Here is a 16,615-nt window from a genome sequence, read left to right on the forward strand (position 1 = left end):
CTCACATCGCCGGGCGGATCGCTGGTTCGAGCTGCCGGAAGAGCGACCGGCTCGCACTCTCGATCATACCGAGCACCTCGTCGAACATTCCCGGGCCGGCATAGTACGGATCGGGCACGTCCAGGGTGTGCGCTGACGCGTCGAACGACATCAGCAGCGCGATCTTCCCGACATCCGCCTCGCCACGCGCCCAGCCTCGCAGGATGCGCTCGTGACTGCGGTCGAGGGCGACGACGAGGTCGCTGTGAGCGAAGTCGTCGTGCGTGAACTGGCGTGCGCGATGCGTGGTCCCGTCGTAGCCGCGTCGATGCAGCGCGTCGATGGTGCGCTGATCCGCGGGTTCGCCGACATGCCAGTCACCCGTGCCCGAGCTCGTCGATACGACGCGCGCTCCGAGGCCCGCAGTCTCCGCGAACTCCCGGAAGACCACCTGCGCCATCGGCGAGCGGCAGATGTTCCCGGTGCACACGAAGACCACACGGAACGGCGCTGGTCGGTCGCCGGCGCTCGCGGTCATAGGGTCCATTGTCTCCCCGGGGCGGCGCGCCGTCCAAGACATCCTGTCGTCAGCTCCTCCCCAGTCCGCCGGCGCGGCATCTCGTCCCCAAGTCGAGACGCTGAGCGCCCGGACGGCATCGCCGAGGACGAGGGTGTGGGGATGCCGACCGATCTCGCCTGCCTGACACCGTCCCCTTCCACGCTCTCCGCGATCGACAACGCCAGCCGGCAGCTGCGGCGAGTCGCTGAGCGGCTCGTCGACGCGGGATTCCTGGTGCGGCGACTCGCGGCGGCCACGGATTGGCAGACCCCGGCCGCGCGGGGCTTCTTCACCCTCGCGGAGCATCTGGCCTCCGACATCGTGGGGCTCGGCACGCTCGCCGATGGCGTCCTGGGCGAGATCGCCCTCGCGCGCGCACGCGTATCGGTCGAGAACGCCTGGACGTGCCGATGAGCGACGATCTCGACATCCGAAGTGCAGGCGCGATCGCCGTCGACACTGCCACGCTGCGGACCGCGGCTGCCGGTTTCGTGGGGCTCGCCGATGAACTGGCCGACCTCGCCGGGCTCGTGGGACTCGTCCAGTCGACGCTCGGCATCGAACGAGCGGCGTGGGATGCCGGCACCGCTGCGTTCCTGCTGGCGCGGCGCATCATCGAGGGCGAGGAGGCGGCCCAGCAGATCGCCGGGCGCCTGCGCGAAGCCGCTGCGGTGTACGAGATGGCCGAGCTGAACGCGTCGTATGCCGCCGCGGCGGCAGCCGGCGACTGGGACACGGCGGCGCGCATCGACCGACACCGCGCCGAGATCGCGGAGACCTACCCGGCGGCGGAGTGGAACGCGTGGGGCGCCCAGTTCGAGTACAACCTGATGCGGCCGTCCGAGCTGGTGCGTCAATGGACCGAGACCGGGCAGAGCTTGACGGACGGCGCGGGGGTCATCGTGGGCGGGGCCGCATACGGCCTGGCTCGGACGGCGCAGGCGCTGGGCAGGGGTACGATCGAGCGGACCGAGCGGCTGGGCGGTGCGGCCGTAGACGTCCATGTCCGGCAGATCTCGGCATCCAGCACCATCGGCGCACCGACGACGCTCGCGGGCGCTGCCGCGCGCATCCCGTCCGCCGGCAGCGGCGACTCGCGGATCAGAGTCGAGAAGTACACCATGCCCGACGGCTCACGCCAGTTCGCCCTCTATGTGGCTGGGACAAAGCTCGTTGCGCCGCCGTCGGAGGCCTTCGATCTCGGATCGGCGGCCGAACTCGAAATCGGTCAGCGCTCGGCGTCTTACGACGCGACCCTCGAGGCGCTGCGCGACGCGGGAGCCGAGCCGGGCGATGTCGTGCACGCCTTCGGTCACTCGCAGGGAGCCATGGTGACGGGCCACCTCGCGATCGAGGGCGGCTACGACGTGAGGACACTGGTCTCGCTCGGCTCCCCGATCGAGGTGGATGTCGGTCCGGACACTCTCAGCGTCTCGCTGCGCCACACCGACGACCCGCTCGCGATGATGACCGGCGGCGGCTTCGACCATCCGGTGGGCGCACCCGGCAGCTTCGTCGCGCACCGGGTCGCGGACCCGGACTCGGGACTGCAGGACCTCTTCCTGCCGGCGCATGACGCCGGCGCCTACACGGAGACGGCTCGGCTGCTCGACGTCTCGTCGGATCCTCGCATGGATCCGGTGCGCGGCCTCTTCGACCAACTGGGCACTGCGGCGGCCGTCGAAACGACCGAGTACGCGGCCGAGCGGCCGTGAGAGCGGTGTGTCAGTTCTTCTCCCGCGGACGCAGGATGATGCCGAACAGCCAGTTGATGAGCGAGATGATGATGGCCGCGACGAGGCCCCACCAGAAGTCCTCGACCCGCAGTCCCCAGTTCCAGAAGCTCGTCAGCCACGCCGTCAGCCAGAGCAGGAACGCGTTGATCACGAGACCGATCAGGCCGAGGGTCAGGATGTAGATGGGGAACGCGAGGATCTTGATGACGGTGCCGATGACGGTGTTCACGAGGGCGAAGATCACGGCGACCAGGAGCAGCGTCAGCACCAGCTGCAGAGTCTGGCCCGGGGGGAACGCGATGACGGAGACCTGCAGCGCCGGGATCAGAGTGACCACCCAGATCGCGAACGCATTGACGACGACACGGATGAGGAAGCGCATAGTGCGCCCAGTCTGGCACGCAGGTGCGAGCTGAGCGAGAGATTCCGGGGGCGTGTGCGGCGTGCACAAGCGAGTCTGCCGCGGCATCCGACCCGCCCATAGACTCGACAAAGTGACCGAGGCCTCCGACATCCCCATCCGAGTCCGCCCCGAGATCGCCGCACTGCCGCCCTACAAGCAGGGGAAGCAGGCGACCGGCGGGGCGTACAAGCTGTCCAGCAACGAGAATCCGTTCGACCCGCTGCCGGGAGTCCTCGACGCCGTGCACGCGGCGACCTCGCTCAACCGCTACCCGGACGCGTCCGCAGCCCGCCTTCGGGAACGGCTCGCCGAGCGGTTCGGCGTGGATGTCGAGTCGGTCCACATCGGTGCGGGGAGCGTCTCGATCCTCGCGCAGCTGGTGCTCGCGACATCCGGACCCGGCGACGAGGTGATCTATGCGTGGCGGTCGTTCGAGGCGTACCCGTGGCTCGCGGTCGTCGCGGGAGCGACGGCCGTGCAGATCCCGCTGACGTCCGAGGCACGCCACGACTTCGGCGCCATGACGGCGGCGATCACCGACCGCACGAGGGCGATCATCGTGTGCAGCCCGAACAACCCGACGGGCCCGGTCGTCACCCAGGCCGAGTTCGACGCGTTCGTCGCCACCGTCCCCGCGGATGTCCTCGTCGTCCTGGACGAGGCCTACGCCGAGTTCGTCACCGACGCCGAGGCGGTCAATGGCCTGCGCGAGCCCGGCGGCCCGGTCCGGGAGAACGTCGTGGTGCTCCGGACCTTCTCGAAGGCATTCGGGCTCGCGGCACTGCGGGTCGGCTACGCGGTCGGTCACCGCCGGATCCTCGACGCGGCGCGCAGCACGGCGATCCCCCTGTCGGTCACGGCGCACGCGGAGGAGGCGGCACTCGCCAGCCTCGCGGCCGAGTCGGAGCTGCTCGAGCGGGTCGGCGCGATCGCCGAGCGCCGCGATCGCCTGGCTGCGGGGCTGCGCGACGTCGGATGGCGCGTCCCCGAAGCCCAGGGCAACTTCGTGTGGCTTCCGACGGGCGACGAGACGATGGACGTCGCCGCGGCTTTCGACGATGCCGGGCTCATCGTCCGCCCGTTCGCCGGCGACGGCATCCGCATCTCCGTGGGGGAAGAAGCCGCTGTCGAGAACGTCCTACGGATCGCGGCATCCGTTGTGAAGGACCTCCCAGAGGGCCATCCCGGACGAGGGCTAGCGTAGAACGGTGAGCCTGCCTGTGACCTCCGCCGACCCGGGCACCGTCCGCTTCCTCGCGACCGACGGCTCATTCGCCCCGACGCCCGCCGCCGAGCCGTACCGCGAGCTGGTCGATGCGCTCGGCGATGCCGAGCTCGAGGGCTTCTACCGCGACATGGCGGTCATCCGTGCCTTCGATGTGCAGGCGACGAACCTGCAGCGGCAGGGTCAGCTGGCGCTCTGGCCGCCGAGCTTCGGGCAGGAGGCCGCACAGGTCGGCTCCGCACGTGCGGGCCGGCCCCAGGACCACTTCTTCCCGTCCTACCGCGAGCACGTGGTCGCGCGCATCCGCGGCGTCGACCCGATCGACATCATCCGGGTCATGCGCGGCCTCACGCACGGCGGCTGGAATCCGTTCGATCCCAAGAACGGCAATGTCCACATCTACACCCTCGTGCTCGGCTCGCAGACCTTGCACGCCACGGGCCTCGGCATGGGCCTGGTCTTCGATGATCGCTGCGGCACCGGCGATCCCGAGCACGACGAGGCCATCGTCGTCTACTACGGCGACGGCGCATCGAGCCAGGGCGACGTGCACGAGGCGATGGTGTTCGCCGCGAGCTACCGCACTCCCGAGGTCTTCTTCCTGCAGAACAACCAGTGGGCGATCTCAGTGCCGGTCGCGACCCAGTCGCGGGCGCCGCTCTACAGGCGTGGTGAGGGATACGGGATGCCGTCGATCCCGGTCGACGGCAACGATGTGCTCGCCAGCTGGGCCGTGACCCGGGTGGCCCTCGACGAGGCGCGGTCGGGGCTCGGTCCACGGGCGATCGAGGCGCTCACCTACCGCATGGGTGCGCACACCACGAGCGACGACCCGACGAAGTACCGCACCTCCGCCGAGGAGGAGTCCTGGCGGCGTCGCGACCCCATCGACCGCATGCGGGCCCACCTTCTGAGCCGGGGTGCGTCCGAGGCGTTCTTCGAGGGTGTGGATGCCGAATGCCACGCTGTGGCCGAAGACATCCGTGTCCGCACCGGCGAGCTCGGCGGCCTCGAGCCCGAGGTGATGTTCTCGCACGTCTACTCGGAGCCGCACCCGCTGGTCGAGGAGCAGCGCCGGTGGTTCGGCGAGTACGAAGAGTCCTTCGGTGACGAGGAGGCATCATGACCGACACGACCACCGCCGCGGCGACAGGTTCGGGCGGCGCGGACGCTTCGGGTGGAGCGGATGCTTCGCCAGGCTCGGCGACCGCGGATGCGACAGCCGTGCCGGCAGCCTCGGCGACCGCGGATGCGACAGCCGTGCCGGCAGTCGCCGCGACCGTGACGACCATGCCGTTCAGCCGCGCCCTCAACGCAGGACTTCGGGCTGCGCTCGCGGGCAACGACCGCGTGCTGCTCATGGGCGAGGACATCGGCCCGCTGGGCGGGGTCTTCCGCGTCACCGAGGGGCTGCAGGCCGAGTTCGGCGACAGGCGGGTCCTCGACACACCGCTCGCCGAATCGGGGATCGTCGGCACGGCCATCGGGCTCGCGATGGCGGGGTTCCGACCGGTGTGCGAAATCCAGTTCGACGGCTTCGTATTCCCCGCGTTCGACCAGATCACCACCCAGCTCGCGAAGCAGACGTACCGGCATGAGGGTGCGCTGCAGCTGCCCGTGGTGATCCGGATCCCCTACGGCGGGCACATCGGCGCGGTCGAGCACCATCAGGAGAGTCCCGAGGCGTACTTCACCCACACTCCCGGGCTCCGCGTGGTGAGCCCCTCGACACCGAACGACGCCTACTGGATGATCCAGGATGCGATCGCATCGCCCGACCCGGTGATCTTCCTCGAGCCCAAGGCCAAGTACTGGATGAAGGGCGAGGTGGACACCTCGGCGCGGGCTCTCCCTCTGCACGCCAGCCGGATCGTCCGCCGCGGCACGGATGTGACTCTGGTGGGCCATGGCGCCATGGTCTCGACCATGCTGCAGGCCGCGGCGCTCGCCGCGTCCGAGGGAACGAGCTGCGAGGTCGTCGACGTGCGCTCGCTGTCGCCCGTCGACTACGGGCCGATCCTCGACTCGGTGCGGCGCACGGGTCGTATGGTCTACGCCCAGGAGGCACCGGGCTTCACGAGCCTCGGTTCCGAGATCGCGGCGACCGTCATGGAGCGCGCCTTCTACGCCCTCGAGGCGCCCGTTCTCCGGGTGTCGGGATTCGACACGCCCTTCCCCCCTGCGAAGCTCGAAGGCGCATACCTGCCCGACGCCGACCGCATCCTCGAGGCCGTCGACCGATCACTCGCCTACTGAATCCAGGAGACCCCGGATGAGCACGCAGACCTTCCTCCTCCCCGATGTCGGCGAGGGTCTCACCGAGGCCGAGATCGTGTCGTGGCACGTGGCGCCCGGCGATGCGGTCGCAGTCAACGACGTGCTGGTCGAGATCGAGACCGCGAAATCGCTCGTCGAGCTGCCGTCACCGTTCGCCGGCACCGTCGGCGAGCTGCTCGTCGGCGAAGGCGACACCGTGGACGTCGGTGCGCCGATCATCACCATCGCCTCGTCGGCGGGCGTGCAGACCGGACCGGCCACAGTCGGCCAGAGCCAGCACGGCGAGCCTGCGGAGGCTCCGACCGCCGGCGAAGGGGCCGTGCTGGTGGGCTACGGCACCGGGGCGCACGCCCAGTCCCGGCGGCGGAAGCCTGCCGTCAGCGCAGAGGAGCGGGTCGAGGCATCAGTCGGTGTGATCGCCAAGCCACCGATCCGCAAGCTCGCCCGCGACCTCGGGGTCGACCTCTCCCACATCGTGCCGAGCGGGGCGGCCGGCGAGGTCACGCGCGATGACGTCGTCCGGCACGCATCTCAGGCGAGCGTGTTCCGAAACATCGAGACCCCCGCGTGGCCCGAGGTCCGCGAAGAGACGATCCCCGTTGCGGCGACCGCTCCGGCACGGCCCGCGCCGACCGCGAACGTCCGGCCCGTCGCCGACCCGATCGAGGGGCGCGAGGAGTCGATCCCGGTGCGGGGCGTCCGCAAGGCCGTCGCCTCCGGCATGGTGCAGTCTGCCTACTCCGCACCGCATGTGTCGGTGTGGACCGATGTCGATGCCACCAGGACCATGGAGCTCGTCCGGCGCCTGAAGGCCTCCCCCGATTTCGCCGATATCCGGATCTCGCCGCTGCTCATCATGGCCCGCGCCGTCATCTGGGCCGTGCGCCGCACCCCGATGGTCAACGCCGCCTGGGTGGACGTCGAGGACGGCGCGCAGATCCGCGTCCACCACTACGTCAACCTCGGCATCGCGGCCGCGACACCGCGCGGGCTGCTCGTCCCCAACATCAAGGACGCGCAGGATCTCAACATGCGCGACCTCGCCCGCGCCCTCGAGAAGCTCACGATCACGGCGCGCGACGGAAAGGCGACTCCTGCCGATCAGCAGGGCGGCACGATCACGATCACGAACATCGGTGTGTTCGGGATGGATGCCGGAACCCCCATCATCAATCCGGGTGAGGCGGCGATCGTCGCCCTGGGCACGATCCGTCAGAAGCCATGGGTCGTCGACGGCGAGGTGCGCCCTCGCTTCGTCACGACCGTCGCAGGATCGTTCGATCACCGCGTGATCGACGGGGATGGAGCCTCTCGATTCATCGCCGATATCGCGTCGATCCTCGAGGAGCCGGCGCTGCTCCTGGACTGATGCGGAAACGGCCATCCGGGAGAACTTGGAGGGATCGTCTGCCGGGCGGTGAGCTGTGGCGATGCTCGTACGTCGCGGTCGCAGTCCTGGTCGCTAGGCGCGGGCTGTGTGACGCCCAGCGTTTCTCCGCTTCCCGATGAACTTCACGCTCACATGGCTCGGTCGAACTTCCGGCCCACACACGTTGATTGAGGGCTCCCCCACGGATGCGAGAGCCTCTTCTGGCGCGCTCGTCGGCTGGAGTACGGGCTCACACGAGATCACCGACCACCGGCTCACGAACGATTGAACTTTCCGAGGCGGCCGTGTGAGTGCGAAGTTCATCGGCGATCACGACGAAGCTGAAGCTGACTTGAGAACGATTATCAATAGCGTTAGGTTGGAGGCGTGCCTCGCCTCCGACGTCCCCTGGCCGCGATGGCGATGCCGATCGCGATGACGCTGGCTGCGGCATCGGCTCTCCTTTTCAGCGGATGCGCTGCCACCGATACCGCCGACGCGGCGGGTGATCGCATCTCGGTGGTCGCGTCCACGAGCGTCTACGGCCAGATCGCCGAAGCGGTCGGCGGCACGGCCGTCGACGTCACCTCGATCGTGTCATCAGCGAGTCAGGATCCGCACTCCTTCGAGCCGAGCGCCCAGGACCAGCTCGCGGTGCGGCACGCCGACCTGGTGATCGAGAACGGCGCCGGGTACGACGCGTTCATGGCGGCCCTCGTACAGGCGAGCGGATCCACCGCCCCCGTGATCACGGCAGTCGCGTCCTCGCCCGAGTGGTCGGCAGGAGGCTCCGCCGTTCACTTCAACGAGCACGTCTGGTACGACCCGCAGACGATGGGCGTGGTCGCATCGGCCATCGCCGCCGAACTCTCCCGGATCATGCCAGCGCGCGCGGCGACCTTCGCTCAGAATGCCAAGGCGTTGCACGGCGAGATCGACGGACTCGAGACTCGGATCAGCGCGATCCGCAACTCGCACGCCGGTGAGCAGATCTTCGTCACCGAGCCGGTTCCCCTCTACCTGACCGCGGCGGCGGGTCTCGAGAACGTTACCCCGGCGGCATTCACCGAAGCGGTCGAAGAGGGACACGATGTCGCGCCGGCGACACTGCTCGGAGCGCTCACGCTGCTGCGCTCGGGCGACGTGCGTGTGCTGATCGCGAACTCGCAGACCGGCGGCGCCGAGACGATGCTGGTGATCCACGAGGCGCAGTCGCGCTCGATCCCGGTCCTCGAGTTCGCCGAGACTCTGCCCCACGGCAAGACCTACATCTCGTGGATGCGGTCGAACATCGACGCCCTGAGCGAGGGCTTGGGCGGATGACGCAGCCTCCTCCCCTCGAGATCACGGGCGCCGGGCTTCGCCGCGGCGATCGGCAGCTCTGGAGCGGACTGGACCTCACCGTCCAGCCGGGCGAGCTCGTCGCGGTGCTGGGTCCGAGCGGATCCGGCAAGACAACGCTCCTGCGAGCGATCCTCGGGCTCGAGCCGCTCAGCGAGGGCGGCATCCGTGCCCTGGGCGAGCCGGTGCGGGGCCGGGGAAACCGGCGGATCGGCTACGTCCCGCAGCAACGCCCGCTGCCGCCCGAGACAGCTCTGCGAGGGCGTGACCTCGTCGCCCTCGGCGTCGACGGGCACCGATTCGGCCCCCCGCTCACCCGCCGCGGCGAGGCACAGCGCGTCGATCGCCTGATCGACGCCGTCGGAGCCCGTGAATTCGCCGACCAGCCGGTCGGGCTGCTGTCCGGCGGCGAGCAGCAGCGTCTGCGGGTCGGCCAGGCTCTCGCGGACGACCCGCGGCTGCTGCTGTGCGACGAGCCCCTGACGAGCCTCGACCTCGCGAACCAGCAGGCCGTGGTGGGACTGATCGACCGCCACCGCCGTGACACCGGCGCGGCCGTGCTGCTCGTCACCCACGACATCAACCCGGTGCTGGGCAAGGTCGACCGGATCCTCTACCTCGCCAACGGCAGGTTCATGCTCGGGCACCCCGACGAGGTGCTCGACTCGCATGTGCTCACCGAGCTCTACGGCGTGCCCGTGTTCGTGCTGCGCGCGGGCGACCGGCTGGTGGTGGTCGGCGCCCCCGACGCCGAGGAGTCCCATCACCATCACGAGCACGAAGAGCCCCGCGCATGAACTGGGCGGACGTCTGGGATGCGATGTTCGGCGGCCTCCCGGTCTACGGCGAGATCCTCGGCCTCGTCTGGAACGCGGTCGTCGCGGGGGCGGTGCTGGGCCTCGTCGGCGGCCTCGTCGGGGTGTTCGTCATGCAGCGCGACATGGCGTTCGCCGTGCACGGCATCGCAGAGCTTTCCTTCGCCGGTGCCGCCGCAGCGCTCCTGATCGGGGCGGATGTCGTCACCGGGTCGATCATCGGATCCCTCATCGCGGCGGGGATCATCGGATGGCTCGGCGCGCGGGCGCGCGACCGCAACTCGATCATCGGCGTGCTCATGCCGTTCGGGCTGGGGCTCGGCATCCTGTTCCTGTCTCTCTACAACGGACGCAGCGCGAACCGCTTCAGTCTGCTCACGGGACAGATCGTGTCGGTGCAGACCGGGCAGCTCGGCTGGCTGATCGGCATCAGCGCGGTCACCCTCGCCGGGCTCCTGATGATCTGGCGGCCACTGCGGTTCGATTCCCTCGATCCTCAATCGGCGGCCGCACGAGGGGTGCCGACGACCGCGGTGTCGCTGACGTTCATGCTGCTGCTCGGACTCATCGTCGCGGTGAGCGTCCACATCATCGGAGCGCTGCTGGTGATGGCGCTGCTGGTCACGCCTGCCGCGGCGGCGATGCGCATCGCGTCGGGTCCCCGGTCGGTGCCGCTGCTCGCGACGGCGTTCGGATTCGTCTCGGCCGTCGTCGGCATCCTGCTCGCGGTTGCCGGCACCCTGCCGGTGAGTCCGTACATCACCACCATCTCGTTCGTCATCTACGTCGTGTGCCGGGTCATCGGCAGCCGGCGTGGTCGCGTCACGAAGGTCGCAGCATGAAGAGGCCCCCTCGCCCCTCGCGGACGCCGTCTCCCGCCGGCCCGACCAGCCCCGCCAGTAGAATCGCCACCGTGACGGTGCACCGCAACACCTGGCAGCGCGAGCGCGTCCGCGAGGCCCTGGCCGACGCCAGCGGCTTCGTCAGTGCTCAGACGCTCTACGCCACGCTGCGTGAGGACGACACCGGGATCGGGCTCGCCACGGTCTATCGCGCGCTCGCCGGGCTCGCCGCCCAAGGCGAGGCGGACTCGCTGCAGAGTCCCGAGGGCGAGAACCTCTTTCGCGCGTGCACCTCGCCCGGACACCATCACCACCTCATCTGCCGCTCTTGCGGGCTGACGGTCGAGATCGCCGCAACGGATGTCGAGCAATGGGCGCAGCGCACCGCGGCCGCGCACGGCTTCACCCAGGCAGAGCACGTCGTCGACATCTTCGGGCTCTGCGAGTCCTGCGCGGCGGAACGCGCGAGCGAGCGTGACGTCCGCGCGTGATCGCGCTCACCGGGGCGAACGATCATCGACCTGCGACGAGGGACGACTTCGCCGGTCTGCCCGCGGACGTCGCGCCCCGGCTCCTCGGTGCGCGCCTCACGACCACCGTTCAAGGCGAGACGGTCACCGTGCGACTCACCGAGGTCGAGGCCTACCACGGGCTCGGCACCGGGGTGCTGCCTGATCCGGGCTCGCACGCCCGGATGGGGCCGACGCCACGCAACGCGACGATGTGGGGCGAGCCCGGCCACCTGTACGTCTACCTGAGCCACGGCATCCACTCCTGCGTGAATGTCGTGTGCGGCCGGGAGGGGGTGGCGGGCGGCATCCTGCTGCGTGCCGGAGAGATCGTCGAGGGGCGGGATGCCGCGGCCCGCCGCCGTCGGGCCGCCAGGACGGCCCGGGACCTCGCGCGCGGACCGGGCAGACTCGGCGATGCCGTGGGCCTGCGGCATCCGATCCACGACGGCATCGACGCGATCACCGGGGCCGAGTGGCACGGGGCGGTGGCGCGCATCTTCCTGACGGTAGAGCCGGCAGCCGCATCCGCCGCGGGGCCCAGGGTCGGGGTCGCGGGAGTCGCCGGAACGGATGCCTATCCGTGGCGGTTCTGGATTCCCGGAGACCCGACCGTGTCTCCGTTCCGCTGGGGCCGCGGCGCGGCGCCGCCTCCCGCGGCTCGCTGACCGGCCGCGGCGCCTTCCCGATCCTCGAGCGAGCGCAGCCGCACCCCCGGTGGTTGAGCGAGCGCAGCCGCCCCCCGGTGGTTGAGCGAGCGCAGCGAGACGAAACGCGCCCCTCCATCTCGGGATCATCACCGGCACTCACCCGCGGTCAAGGCGACAGCATCCCGCGTGCTAGACTGACTCTTTGTCTGCGCGCACTCCAGCACGCAGTTCGTACCCCTGCGGGGGTGCAGACAAGGGATCTTGGGTGGGGCCGTCCGGCCTCACGGTATTAAGGAGACATCACCATGGCAGCAGTGTGCCAGGTGACTGGAGCAGTTCCCGGCTTCGGTCACAACATCTCGCACTCGCACCGCCGGACGAAGCGACGCTTCGACCCGAACGTGCAGAAGAAGACCTACTACGTTCCGTCGCTCGGACGCAGCATCAAGCTGAACGTCTCGGCGAAGGGCATCAAGGTCATTGACGCCCGCGGCATCGAGTCCGTCGTCAAGGACCTCCTCGCGAAGGGTGTGAAGCTCTGATGGCCAAGAAGGCTCAGGACATCCGTCCGATCATCAAGCTGCGTTCGACCGCCGGCACGGGTTACACCTACGTGACGCGCAAGAACCGCCGCAACAACCCCGACCGCATCGTGCTCAAGAAGTACGACCCGGTCATCCGCAAGCACGTCGAATTCCGAGAGGAGCGCTGATCCATGGCCAAGAAGAGCAAGATCGCGCGCAACCAGCAGCGCCAGGCGGTCGTCGACCGCTACGCCGCGAAGCGTGCCGAGCTGAAGAAGGCGCTCGTGTCGCCGGAGTCGACCGACGAGCAGCGCGAAGCCGCTCGCGTGGGCCTGCAGAAGCTGCCCCGCAACGCCTCGCCCGTGCGCCTGCGCAGCCGCGACGTCATCGACGGCCGCCCCCGTGGTGTCCTCACGAAGTTCGGCATCTCGCGTGTCCGCTTCCGCGACATGGCCCACCGCGGCGAGCTGCCCGGCGTGACCAAGTCCAGCTGGTAAGCGAAGCACCATAGCGGTAGGCCCGGCGTCCTCACGGATTCCGGGCCTACCGCCGTCTCGGGCTGGTGTCGTGGCGGTCCCGGGCGACCTGCAGCGCTCTACACTCGGCATGACAGATGCCACGAGGAGCGATGGATGCCGCTGGATCCGTTCTTCGATGAGCGCCTGCGACTGCACAGGAAGTACCTGTTCGATCAGGCGCTGAGCACGGTGCGCACGCGGCTCGCCACCCTCACGCGGTTCCTGCGCACGCCCAGCGCGCCCGTCGAAGGCACGCCGGCGGAGGCCCCGGTGGCCAGACCGGACAGGGCCGAGCGCGCTGCCAAGGCACAGGCATCCGCGGCACTCGGACCGCGCGCCCGTGCCCGCGCCCGTCATCGGCGTTCGGCGCTGGCGTGGGATCGCAGCGAGCTGCGGACCGTCGGAACCCCTGGGCCGGAGGTGCGCACGGTCGAGCATCAGGTCGAGGTTCCGGGGCATCCCACCGTCCGCGTGCGCATCTACTACCCCGATGTCGTCGGACATGCGCCGGTGCCCGCGGTGCTGGCCTTCTTCGGCGGCGCGTTCCGCATCGGCGGAATCGACTATCCGACGACGGATGCCGCCTTCCGCCGCCGCACGGTCGACGCGCATGTGGCGGTCGCCGCGGTCGACTACTCCCTCGCTCCCGAGCACCGCTACCCGGTGCAGGTCGAGCAGGCGTACGCGGCGCTGCTGTGGCTGTTCGGCAACGCGCCGGAGCTCGCGATCGACCCCATGCGCATCGGGGTGCTCGGGATCTCCGCAGGCGGCAACATCGCCGCCACGGTCGCCCTCATGAACCGGGACCGTGCCGGGCTGCCGCTGCGGCTGCAGATTCTCGAGGTCCCCGTCGTCGATCTCACCGGGCACCACCTCGATCTTCGCGCGGTGCGGGGGCTCGGCATCCCTCGCCCTCTCGCGCTGCGCGAACTGCGCTCGGTCGCGCTCACCTACCTGCCCCACCCCGATGACGGGCTCGAACCCTACGCGTCGCCTTTGCGAGCGGCCTCGCATGAGGGACTGCCGCCCGCGGTGATCCTGACCGCGGAGTACGACCCGCTTCGTGGCGACGGGGATGCGTACGGCTATGCGCTGCGGCGTGCGGGGGTCGACGCCAGTGTCGTGCGCTACCAGGGCGTGACCCACGACGTCGCGATCTTCACAGCCGCGCTCCCTGCCGCCCGACGCTGGCACGACGATGTCGTCGCGGCACTCCGCCGGCTTCACGCCTGAACCCGCCACATCGGCCACACGAGCCACACCAGCCACCCGACACGCCGTGTGGATTACGGAAAACCCGCAGAAATCCGCGGAATCGTGCGGCAGTCAGGTACATTCGAGGCGGTCGATCCGACCAGCCGGAGGCGTGAGCCTTCCGGTCCGAGCAATGAAAAGGGCGGCGATCGAGCCCCCCTTGGAGGACAATCCACATGGCCGACAAGTCCATCACCAAGACCGAACTCGTCGCGAGCATCGCCAGCGCGACCGGTCAGAGCCAGTCCACCGTGTCGGGTGTGCTCGACTCCCTCTTCGCGACCGTCTCCGAAGCGGTCGCCACGGGCACCAAGGTCACCATCCCCGGCTGGCTCGCTGTGGAACGGGTGAGCACCTCGGCCCGCACCGGCCGCAACCCGCAGACCGGCGAAGAGATCAAGATCCCCGCCGGCCAGCGCGTGAAGATCACCGCGGGCTCGAAGCTGAAGGCCGCCGTCAAGTAGCCGACGACACACAAGGAGGGGGATGCCGCGAGCGCGGCATCCCCCTCCTGCACGTATCGCACCCCTCAGTGAGCGGGTCGCCGAGACGCGCTTAGGCTGGAACGGTGATCCCCACGTCCACGTCACACGGCACCGACGCGCCGCAGGTGGCCGCGGGGCGCGCGGGCCGGTCGGGCGCGCTGCGGGCCGCGGGGCCGGTGATCCTCGTCGCGACCGCGCTGGTGGTCATGGTGTGGGCGCTCGTCTACGGCGGCGGGGCCGCACCCCTGGCGATCGGCGATCCCGGGCCGCTAGTGCGCTGGGGACTGCCCACGGCCCGGCTGTTCGTCAACCTCTCGGCCGCGGGCATGGCCGGGGCTCTCGTCACCGCGCTGTTCACGCTGCGGGCGGGGGAGCGCGAATTCGACATCGCGCTGGATGCGGCATCCGTCTCCGCGGCGGTCTTCACCATCTCGGCGGCTGCGACCGGCTTCCTCACGTTCCTCGACGCGTTCGACCCGGCGATCAGCGCCGGCCCGGAATTCGGCGCGCAGCTGGGGCGCTTCCTCGTCGAGACCGAGCTCGGGCGCACCTGGCTGATCACGACGGTGGCCGGCGCGGCGCTCACGGTGCTGACCTTCGCGGTGCGGTCGTGGACGGCGACCTTCTTCGTGGCGATCCTGGCTCTCGCGGCTCTCGTCCCGATGGGCACCCAGGGTCACTCGGGCGCCGAGAAGGACCACAACGAGGCCGTCATCGCCCTGGTGCTGCACATGCTCGCCGCCGCGGTGTGGCTGGGTGGACTCGTGCTGATGGTGCTGGTTCGCCCGGCGCTCGGCCGCACCGCCAGCGCGACCGCACTCGGCCGGTACTCGAGCATCGCCCTGGTCGCGTTCATCGTCGTGGCGATCTCGGGGACCGTCCGCGCGGTGATCGGACTGCGCACGTGGGAGGCCGTCCTCTCGCCGTACGGCCTCATCCTCAGCGTGAAGATCGTCGCGATCGTCGCGCTCGGCTGCCTCGGCGCGTGGTACCGGCGGCGGCTGATCGCGCACCTCGATGAGGAGGCGTCATCGCGTGGGTTCTGGAGACTCATCGCACTCGAGCTCGCGCTCATGGGAGCGGCATCCGGCGCCGCCGTCGGCCTCGCCCTGACGCCGCCACCCGCCGCCAGCACCGCCCCGGTGACCCCGACCCCGGCTGAGCGGCTCACCGGCGCACCCGTGCCGCCCGAACTCGTGCCCGTCGACTGGATCACCGCCTGGAACATCGACCTGCTGTGGGCGCTCCTCGCCGGGTTCGCAGCCTTCTTCTACCTCGCCGGCGTGTGGCGGATGCACCGGCGAGGCGACGGGTGGCCCGTCTATCGCACGGTCGTGTGGCTGGCCGGACTGGCTCTGCTCGTATGGGTGACGGGCGGCGTGGTCAACGTCTACCAGGACTACCTCTTCAGCATGCACATGGTGGGCCACATGCTGCTCACCATGGCGATCCCGATGCTGCTCGTCGCCGGCGCGCCGGTGACGCTCGCCGCCCGGGCCGTCCGCAAGCGGGATGACGGCACGCGGGGCGGACGCGAATGGATCCTGTGGGCTGTGCACTCGCCTGTCGCCCGCGTGCTGACGAACCCGTTCGTGGCGGCCGGGCTGTTCATCGGGTCGCTGTGGGTGTTCTACTTCACGGACCTGTTCCGGTGGTCCCTCTACGACCATCTCGGGCACGAGTGGATGACCGCGCACTTCCTCATCACGGGATACCTGTTCGTGCTGACGCTCATCGGCATCGACCCGGTCGCGTACCGCCTGCCGTATCCGGGCAGGCTCCTGCTGCTGATCGGCATCATGGCGATGCACGCGTTCTTCGGCATCGCGATCATGTCGCAGTCGGGGCTGATGGTCGCGGAGTGGTTCGGATCCATGGCCCGCACGTGGGGCGCGACACCGCTCGAGGACCAGTACACCGGAGGCGGCGTGGCGTGGTCGGTCGGCGAGATCCCGACGCTCATCCTCGCGGTCACGGTGGCGATCCAGTGGAGTCGCAGCGACGCCCGCGATCAGCGCCGACGCGATCGGCACGCCGATCGGACCGGGGATGCCGAGCTCCAGGCCTACAACGCACGTCTGGCGGCGCTCGCCGAGCGCGACGCGCGCACGGGCGGCTGAGCCGCGCCG

Annotated in this window: 19 protein-coding genes; 17 read left to right on the forward strand and 2 right to left on the reverse strand. The window is 69.8% G+C overall.

The window, feature by feature from the left end:
* Nucleotide 1: 1 nt before the first annotated feature.
* Nucleotides 2–517 (reverse strand): low molecular weight protein-tyrosine-phosphatase, encoded by a 516-nt coding sequence (locus ABD212_RS08610; protein WP_344093407.1) that lies wholly within the window; start codon nucleotides 515–517, stop codon nucleotides 2–4.
* Nucleotides 518–658: 141 nt separating this feature from the next.
* On the opposite strand from ABD212_RS08610, the gene ABD212_RS08615 reads away from it, so the two are divergent.
* Nucleotides 659–952 carry a hypothetical protein gene (locus ABD212_RS08615; protein ID WP_344093409.1) on the forward strand — a complete coding sequence of 98 codons (294 nt, stop codon included), beginning with the start codon at nucleotides 659–661 and terminating at the stop codon, nucleotides 950–952.
* Complete coding sequence (locus tag ABD212_RS08620) at nucleotides 949–2,253, forward strand: hypothetical protein (protein WP_344093412.1); 1,305 nt, start codon at nucleotides 949–951, stop codon at nucleotides 2,251–2,253. The genes ABD212_RS08615 and ABD212_RS08620 overlap by 4 nt, the downstream gene beginning before the upstream one ends.
* Before the next feature lie 10 nt (nucleotides 2,254–2,263).
* Here ABD212_RS08620 and ABD212_RS08625 read toward each other — a convergent pair whose 3' ends face one another.
* Nucleotides 2,264–2,656, reverse strand: a complete 393-nt coding sequence (locus tag ABD212_RS08625; protein WP_344093414.1) for a phage holin family protein — start codon at nucleotides 2,654–2,656, stop codon at nucleotides 2,264–2,266.
* 112 nt (nucleotides 2,657–2,768) lie between these two features.
* Here ABD212_RS08625 and ABD212_RS08630 point away from each other — a divergent pair, with 112 nt between their 5' ends.
* From ABD212_RS08630 to ABD212_RS08700, 15 genes are all read left to right on the forward strand, one after another.
* Complete coding sequence (locus ABD212_RS08630; RefSeq protein WP_344093416.1) at nucleotides 2,769–3,881, forward strand: histidinol-phosphate transaminase; 1,113 nt, start codon at nucleotides 2,769–2,771, stop codon at nucleotides 3,879–3,881.
* Between the two features lie 4 nt (nucleotides 3,882–3,885).
* On the forward strand, nucleotides 3,886–5,028 hold the full coding sequence (locus ABD212_RS08635; protein ID WP_344093418.1) for a thiamine pyrophosphate-dependent dehydrogenase E1 component subunit alpha: 1,143 nt from the start codon (nucleotides 3,886–3,888) through the stop codon (nucleotides 5,026–5,028).
* A 164-nt stretch (nucleotides 5,029–5,192) separates the two neighbouring features.
* A complete protein-coding gene (locus tag ABD212_RS08640; RefSeq protein WP_344094128.1) occupies nucleotides 5,193–6,158 on the forward strand; it encodes an alpha-ketoacid dehydrogenase subunit beta in 966 nt (321 codons plus the stop codon).
* 16 nt (nucleotides 6,159–6,174) lie between these two features.
* On the forward strand, nucleotides 6,175–7,548 hold the full coding sequence (locus tag ABD212_RS08645; RefSeq protein ID WP_344093420.1) for a dihydrolipoamide acetyltransferase family protein: 1,374 nt from the start codon (nucleotides 6,175–6,177) through the stop codon (nucleotides 7,546–7,548).
* A 387-nt stretch (nucleotides 7,549–7,935) separates the two neighbouring features.
* Nucleotides 7,936–8,871, forward strand: coding sequence for a metal ABC transporter solute-binding protein, Zn/Mn family (locus ABD212_RS08650; RefSeq protein ID WP_344093422.1), 936 nt, complete (start codon nucleotides 7,936–7,938; stop codon nucleotides 8,869–8,871).
* Nucleotides 8,868–9,686 carry a metal ABC transporter ATP-binding protein gene (locus ABD212_RS08655; protein ID WP_344093424.1) on the forward strand — a complete coding sequence of 273 codons (819 nt, stop codon included), beginning with the start codon at nucleotides 8,868–8,870 and terminating at the stop codon, nucleotides 9,684–9,686. The genes ABD212_RS08650 and ABD212_RS08655 overlap by 4 nt, the downstream gene beginning before the upstream one ends.
* Nucleotides 9,683–10,546, forward strand: a complete 864-nt coding sequence (locus tag ABD212_RS08660; protein ID WP_344093427.1) for a metal ABC transporter permease — start codon at nucleotides 9,683–9,685, stop codon at nucleotides 10,544–10,546. Before ABD212_RS08655 ends, ABD212_RS08660 begins: the two co-directional genes overlap by 4 nt.
* A gap of 71 nt (nucleotides 10,547–10,617) precedes the next feature.
* Complete coding sequence (locus tag ABD212_RS08665; protein WP_344093429.1) at nucleotides 10,618–11,037, forward strand: Fur family transcriptional regulator; 420 nt, start codon at nucleotides 10,618–10,620, stop codon at nucleotides 11,035–11,037.
* Nucleotides 11,034–11,723 (forward strand): DNA-3-methyladenine glycosylase, encoded by a 690-nt coding sequence (locus tag ABD212_RS08670; protein WP_344093431.1) that lies wholly within the window; start codon nucleotides 11,034–11,036, stop codon nucleotides 11,721–11,723. The genes ABD212_RS08665 and ABD212_RS08670 overlap by 4 nt, the downstream gene beginning before the upstream one ends.
* Nucleotides 11,724–12,010: 287 nt before the next feature.
* Nucleotides 12,011–12,247, forward strand: a complete 237-nt coding sequence (gene rpmB / locus ABD212_RS08675; protein ID WP_344093433.1) for a 50S ribosomal protein L28 — start codon at nucleotides 12,011–12,013, stop codon at nucleotides 12,245–12,247.
* Complete coding sequence (rpmG, locus tag ABD212_RS08680) at nucleotides 12,247–12,417, forward strand: 50S ribosomal protein L33 (RefSeq protein WP_091485856.1); 171 nt, start codon at nucleotides 12,247–12,249, stop codon at nucleotides 12,415–12,417. The genes rpmB and rpmG overlap by 1 nt, the downstream gene beginning before the upstream one ends.
* A 3-nt stretch (nucleotides 12,418–12,420) precedes the next feature.
* The gene (rpsN, locus tag ABD212_RS08685; protein WP_344093436.1) at nucleotides 12,421–12,726 is read left to right on the forward strand and encodes a 30S ribosomal protein S14; all 306 of its coding nucleotides are present in this window, start codon (nucleotides 12,421–12,423) and stop codon (nucleotides 12,724–12,726) included.
* A 135-nt stretch (nucleotides 12,727–12,861) separates the two neighbouring features.
* Nucleotides 12,862–13,980: an alpha/beta hydrolase gene (locus ABD212_RS08690; RefSeq protein ID WP_344093438.1), complete on the forward strand. Its 1,119-nt coding sequence runs from the start codon at nucleotides 12,862–12,864 to the stop codon at nucleotides 13,978–13,980.
* A gap of 197 nt (nucleotides 13,981–14,177) precedes the next feature.
* Nucleotides 14,178–14,465, forward strand: coding sequence for an HU family DNA-binding protein (locus ABD212_RS08695; protein WP_344093440.1), 288 nt, complete (start codon nucleotides 14,178–14,180; stop codon nucleotides 14,463–14,465).
* Nucleotides 14,466–14,692: 227 nt separating this feature from the next.
* A complete protein-coding gene (locus ABD212_RS08700; RefSeq protein WP_344094131.1) occupies nucleotides 14,693–16,606 on the forward strand; it encodes a bifunctional copper resistance protein CopD/cytochrome c oxidase assembly protein in 1,914 nt (637 codons plus the stop codon).
* Nucleotides 16,607–16,615 lie beyond the last annotated feature (9 nt).

It is taken from the genome of Microbacterium deminutum, assembly GCF_039530205.1.
Classification (GTDB): domain Bacteria; phylum Actinomycetota; class Actinomycetes; order Actinomycetales; family Microbacteriaceae; genus Microbacterium; species Microbacterium deminutum.

Bases quoted from the DNA above. Each gene is read 5' to 3' on its own strand.
- ABD212_RS08610 (WP_344093407.1), bottom strand. From the start codon at position 517: ATGACCGCGAGCGCCGGCGACCGACCAGCGCCGTTCCGTGTGGTCTTC.
- ABD212_RS08615 (WP_344093409.1), top strand. From the start codon at position 659: ATGCCGACCGATCTCGCCTGCCTGACACCGTCCCCTTCCACGCTCTCC.
- ABD212_RS08620 (WP_344093412.1), top strand. From the start codon at position 949: ATGAGCGACGATCTCGACATCCGAAGTGCAGGCGCGATCGCCGTCGAC.
- ABD212_RS08625 (WP_344093414.1), bottom strand. From the start codon at position 2,656: ATGCGCTTCCTCATCCGTGTCGTCGTCAATGCGTTCGCGATCTGGGTG.
- ABD212_RS08640 (WP_344094128.1), top strand. From the start codon at position 5,193: ATGCCGTTCAGCCGCGCCCTCAACGCAGGACTTCGGGCTGCGCTCGCG.
- ABD212_RS08645 (WP_344093420.1), top strand. From the start codon at position 6,175: ATGAGCACGCAGACCTTCCTCCTCCCCGATGTCGGCGAGGGTCTCACC.
- ABD212_RS08655 (WP_344093424.1), top strand. From the start codon at position 8,868: ATGACGCAGCCTCCTCCCCTCGAGATCACGGGCGCCGGGCTTCGCCGC.
- ABD212_RS08660 (WP_344093427.1), top strand. From the start codon at position 9,683: ATGAACTGGGCGGACGTCTGGGATGCGATGTTCGGCGGCCTCCCGGTC.
- rpmB (WP_344093433.1), top strand. From the start codon at position 12,011: ATGGCAGCAGTGTGCCAGGTGACTGGAGCAGTTCCCGGCTTCGGTCAC.
- rpmG (WP_091485856.1), top strand. From the start codon at position 12,247: ATGGCCAAGAAGGCTCAGGACATCCGTCCGATCATCAAGCTGCGTTCG.
- rpsN (WP_344093436.1), top strand. From the start codon at position 12,421: ATGGCCAAGAAGAGCAAGATCGCGCGCAACCAGCAGCGCCAGGCGGTC.
- ABD212_RS08690 (WP_344093438.1), top strand. From the start codon at position 12,862: ATGCCGCTGGATCCGTTCTTCGATGAGCGCCTGCGACTGCACAGGAAG.
- ABD212_RS08695 (WP_344093440.1), top strand. From the start codon at position 14,178: ATGGCCGACAAGTCCATCACCAAGACCGAACTCGTCGCGAGCATCGCC.
- ABD212_RS08700 (WP_344094131.1), top strand. From the start codon at position 14,693: ATGGTGTGGGCGCTCGTCTACGGCGGCGGGGCCGCACCCCTGGCGATC.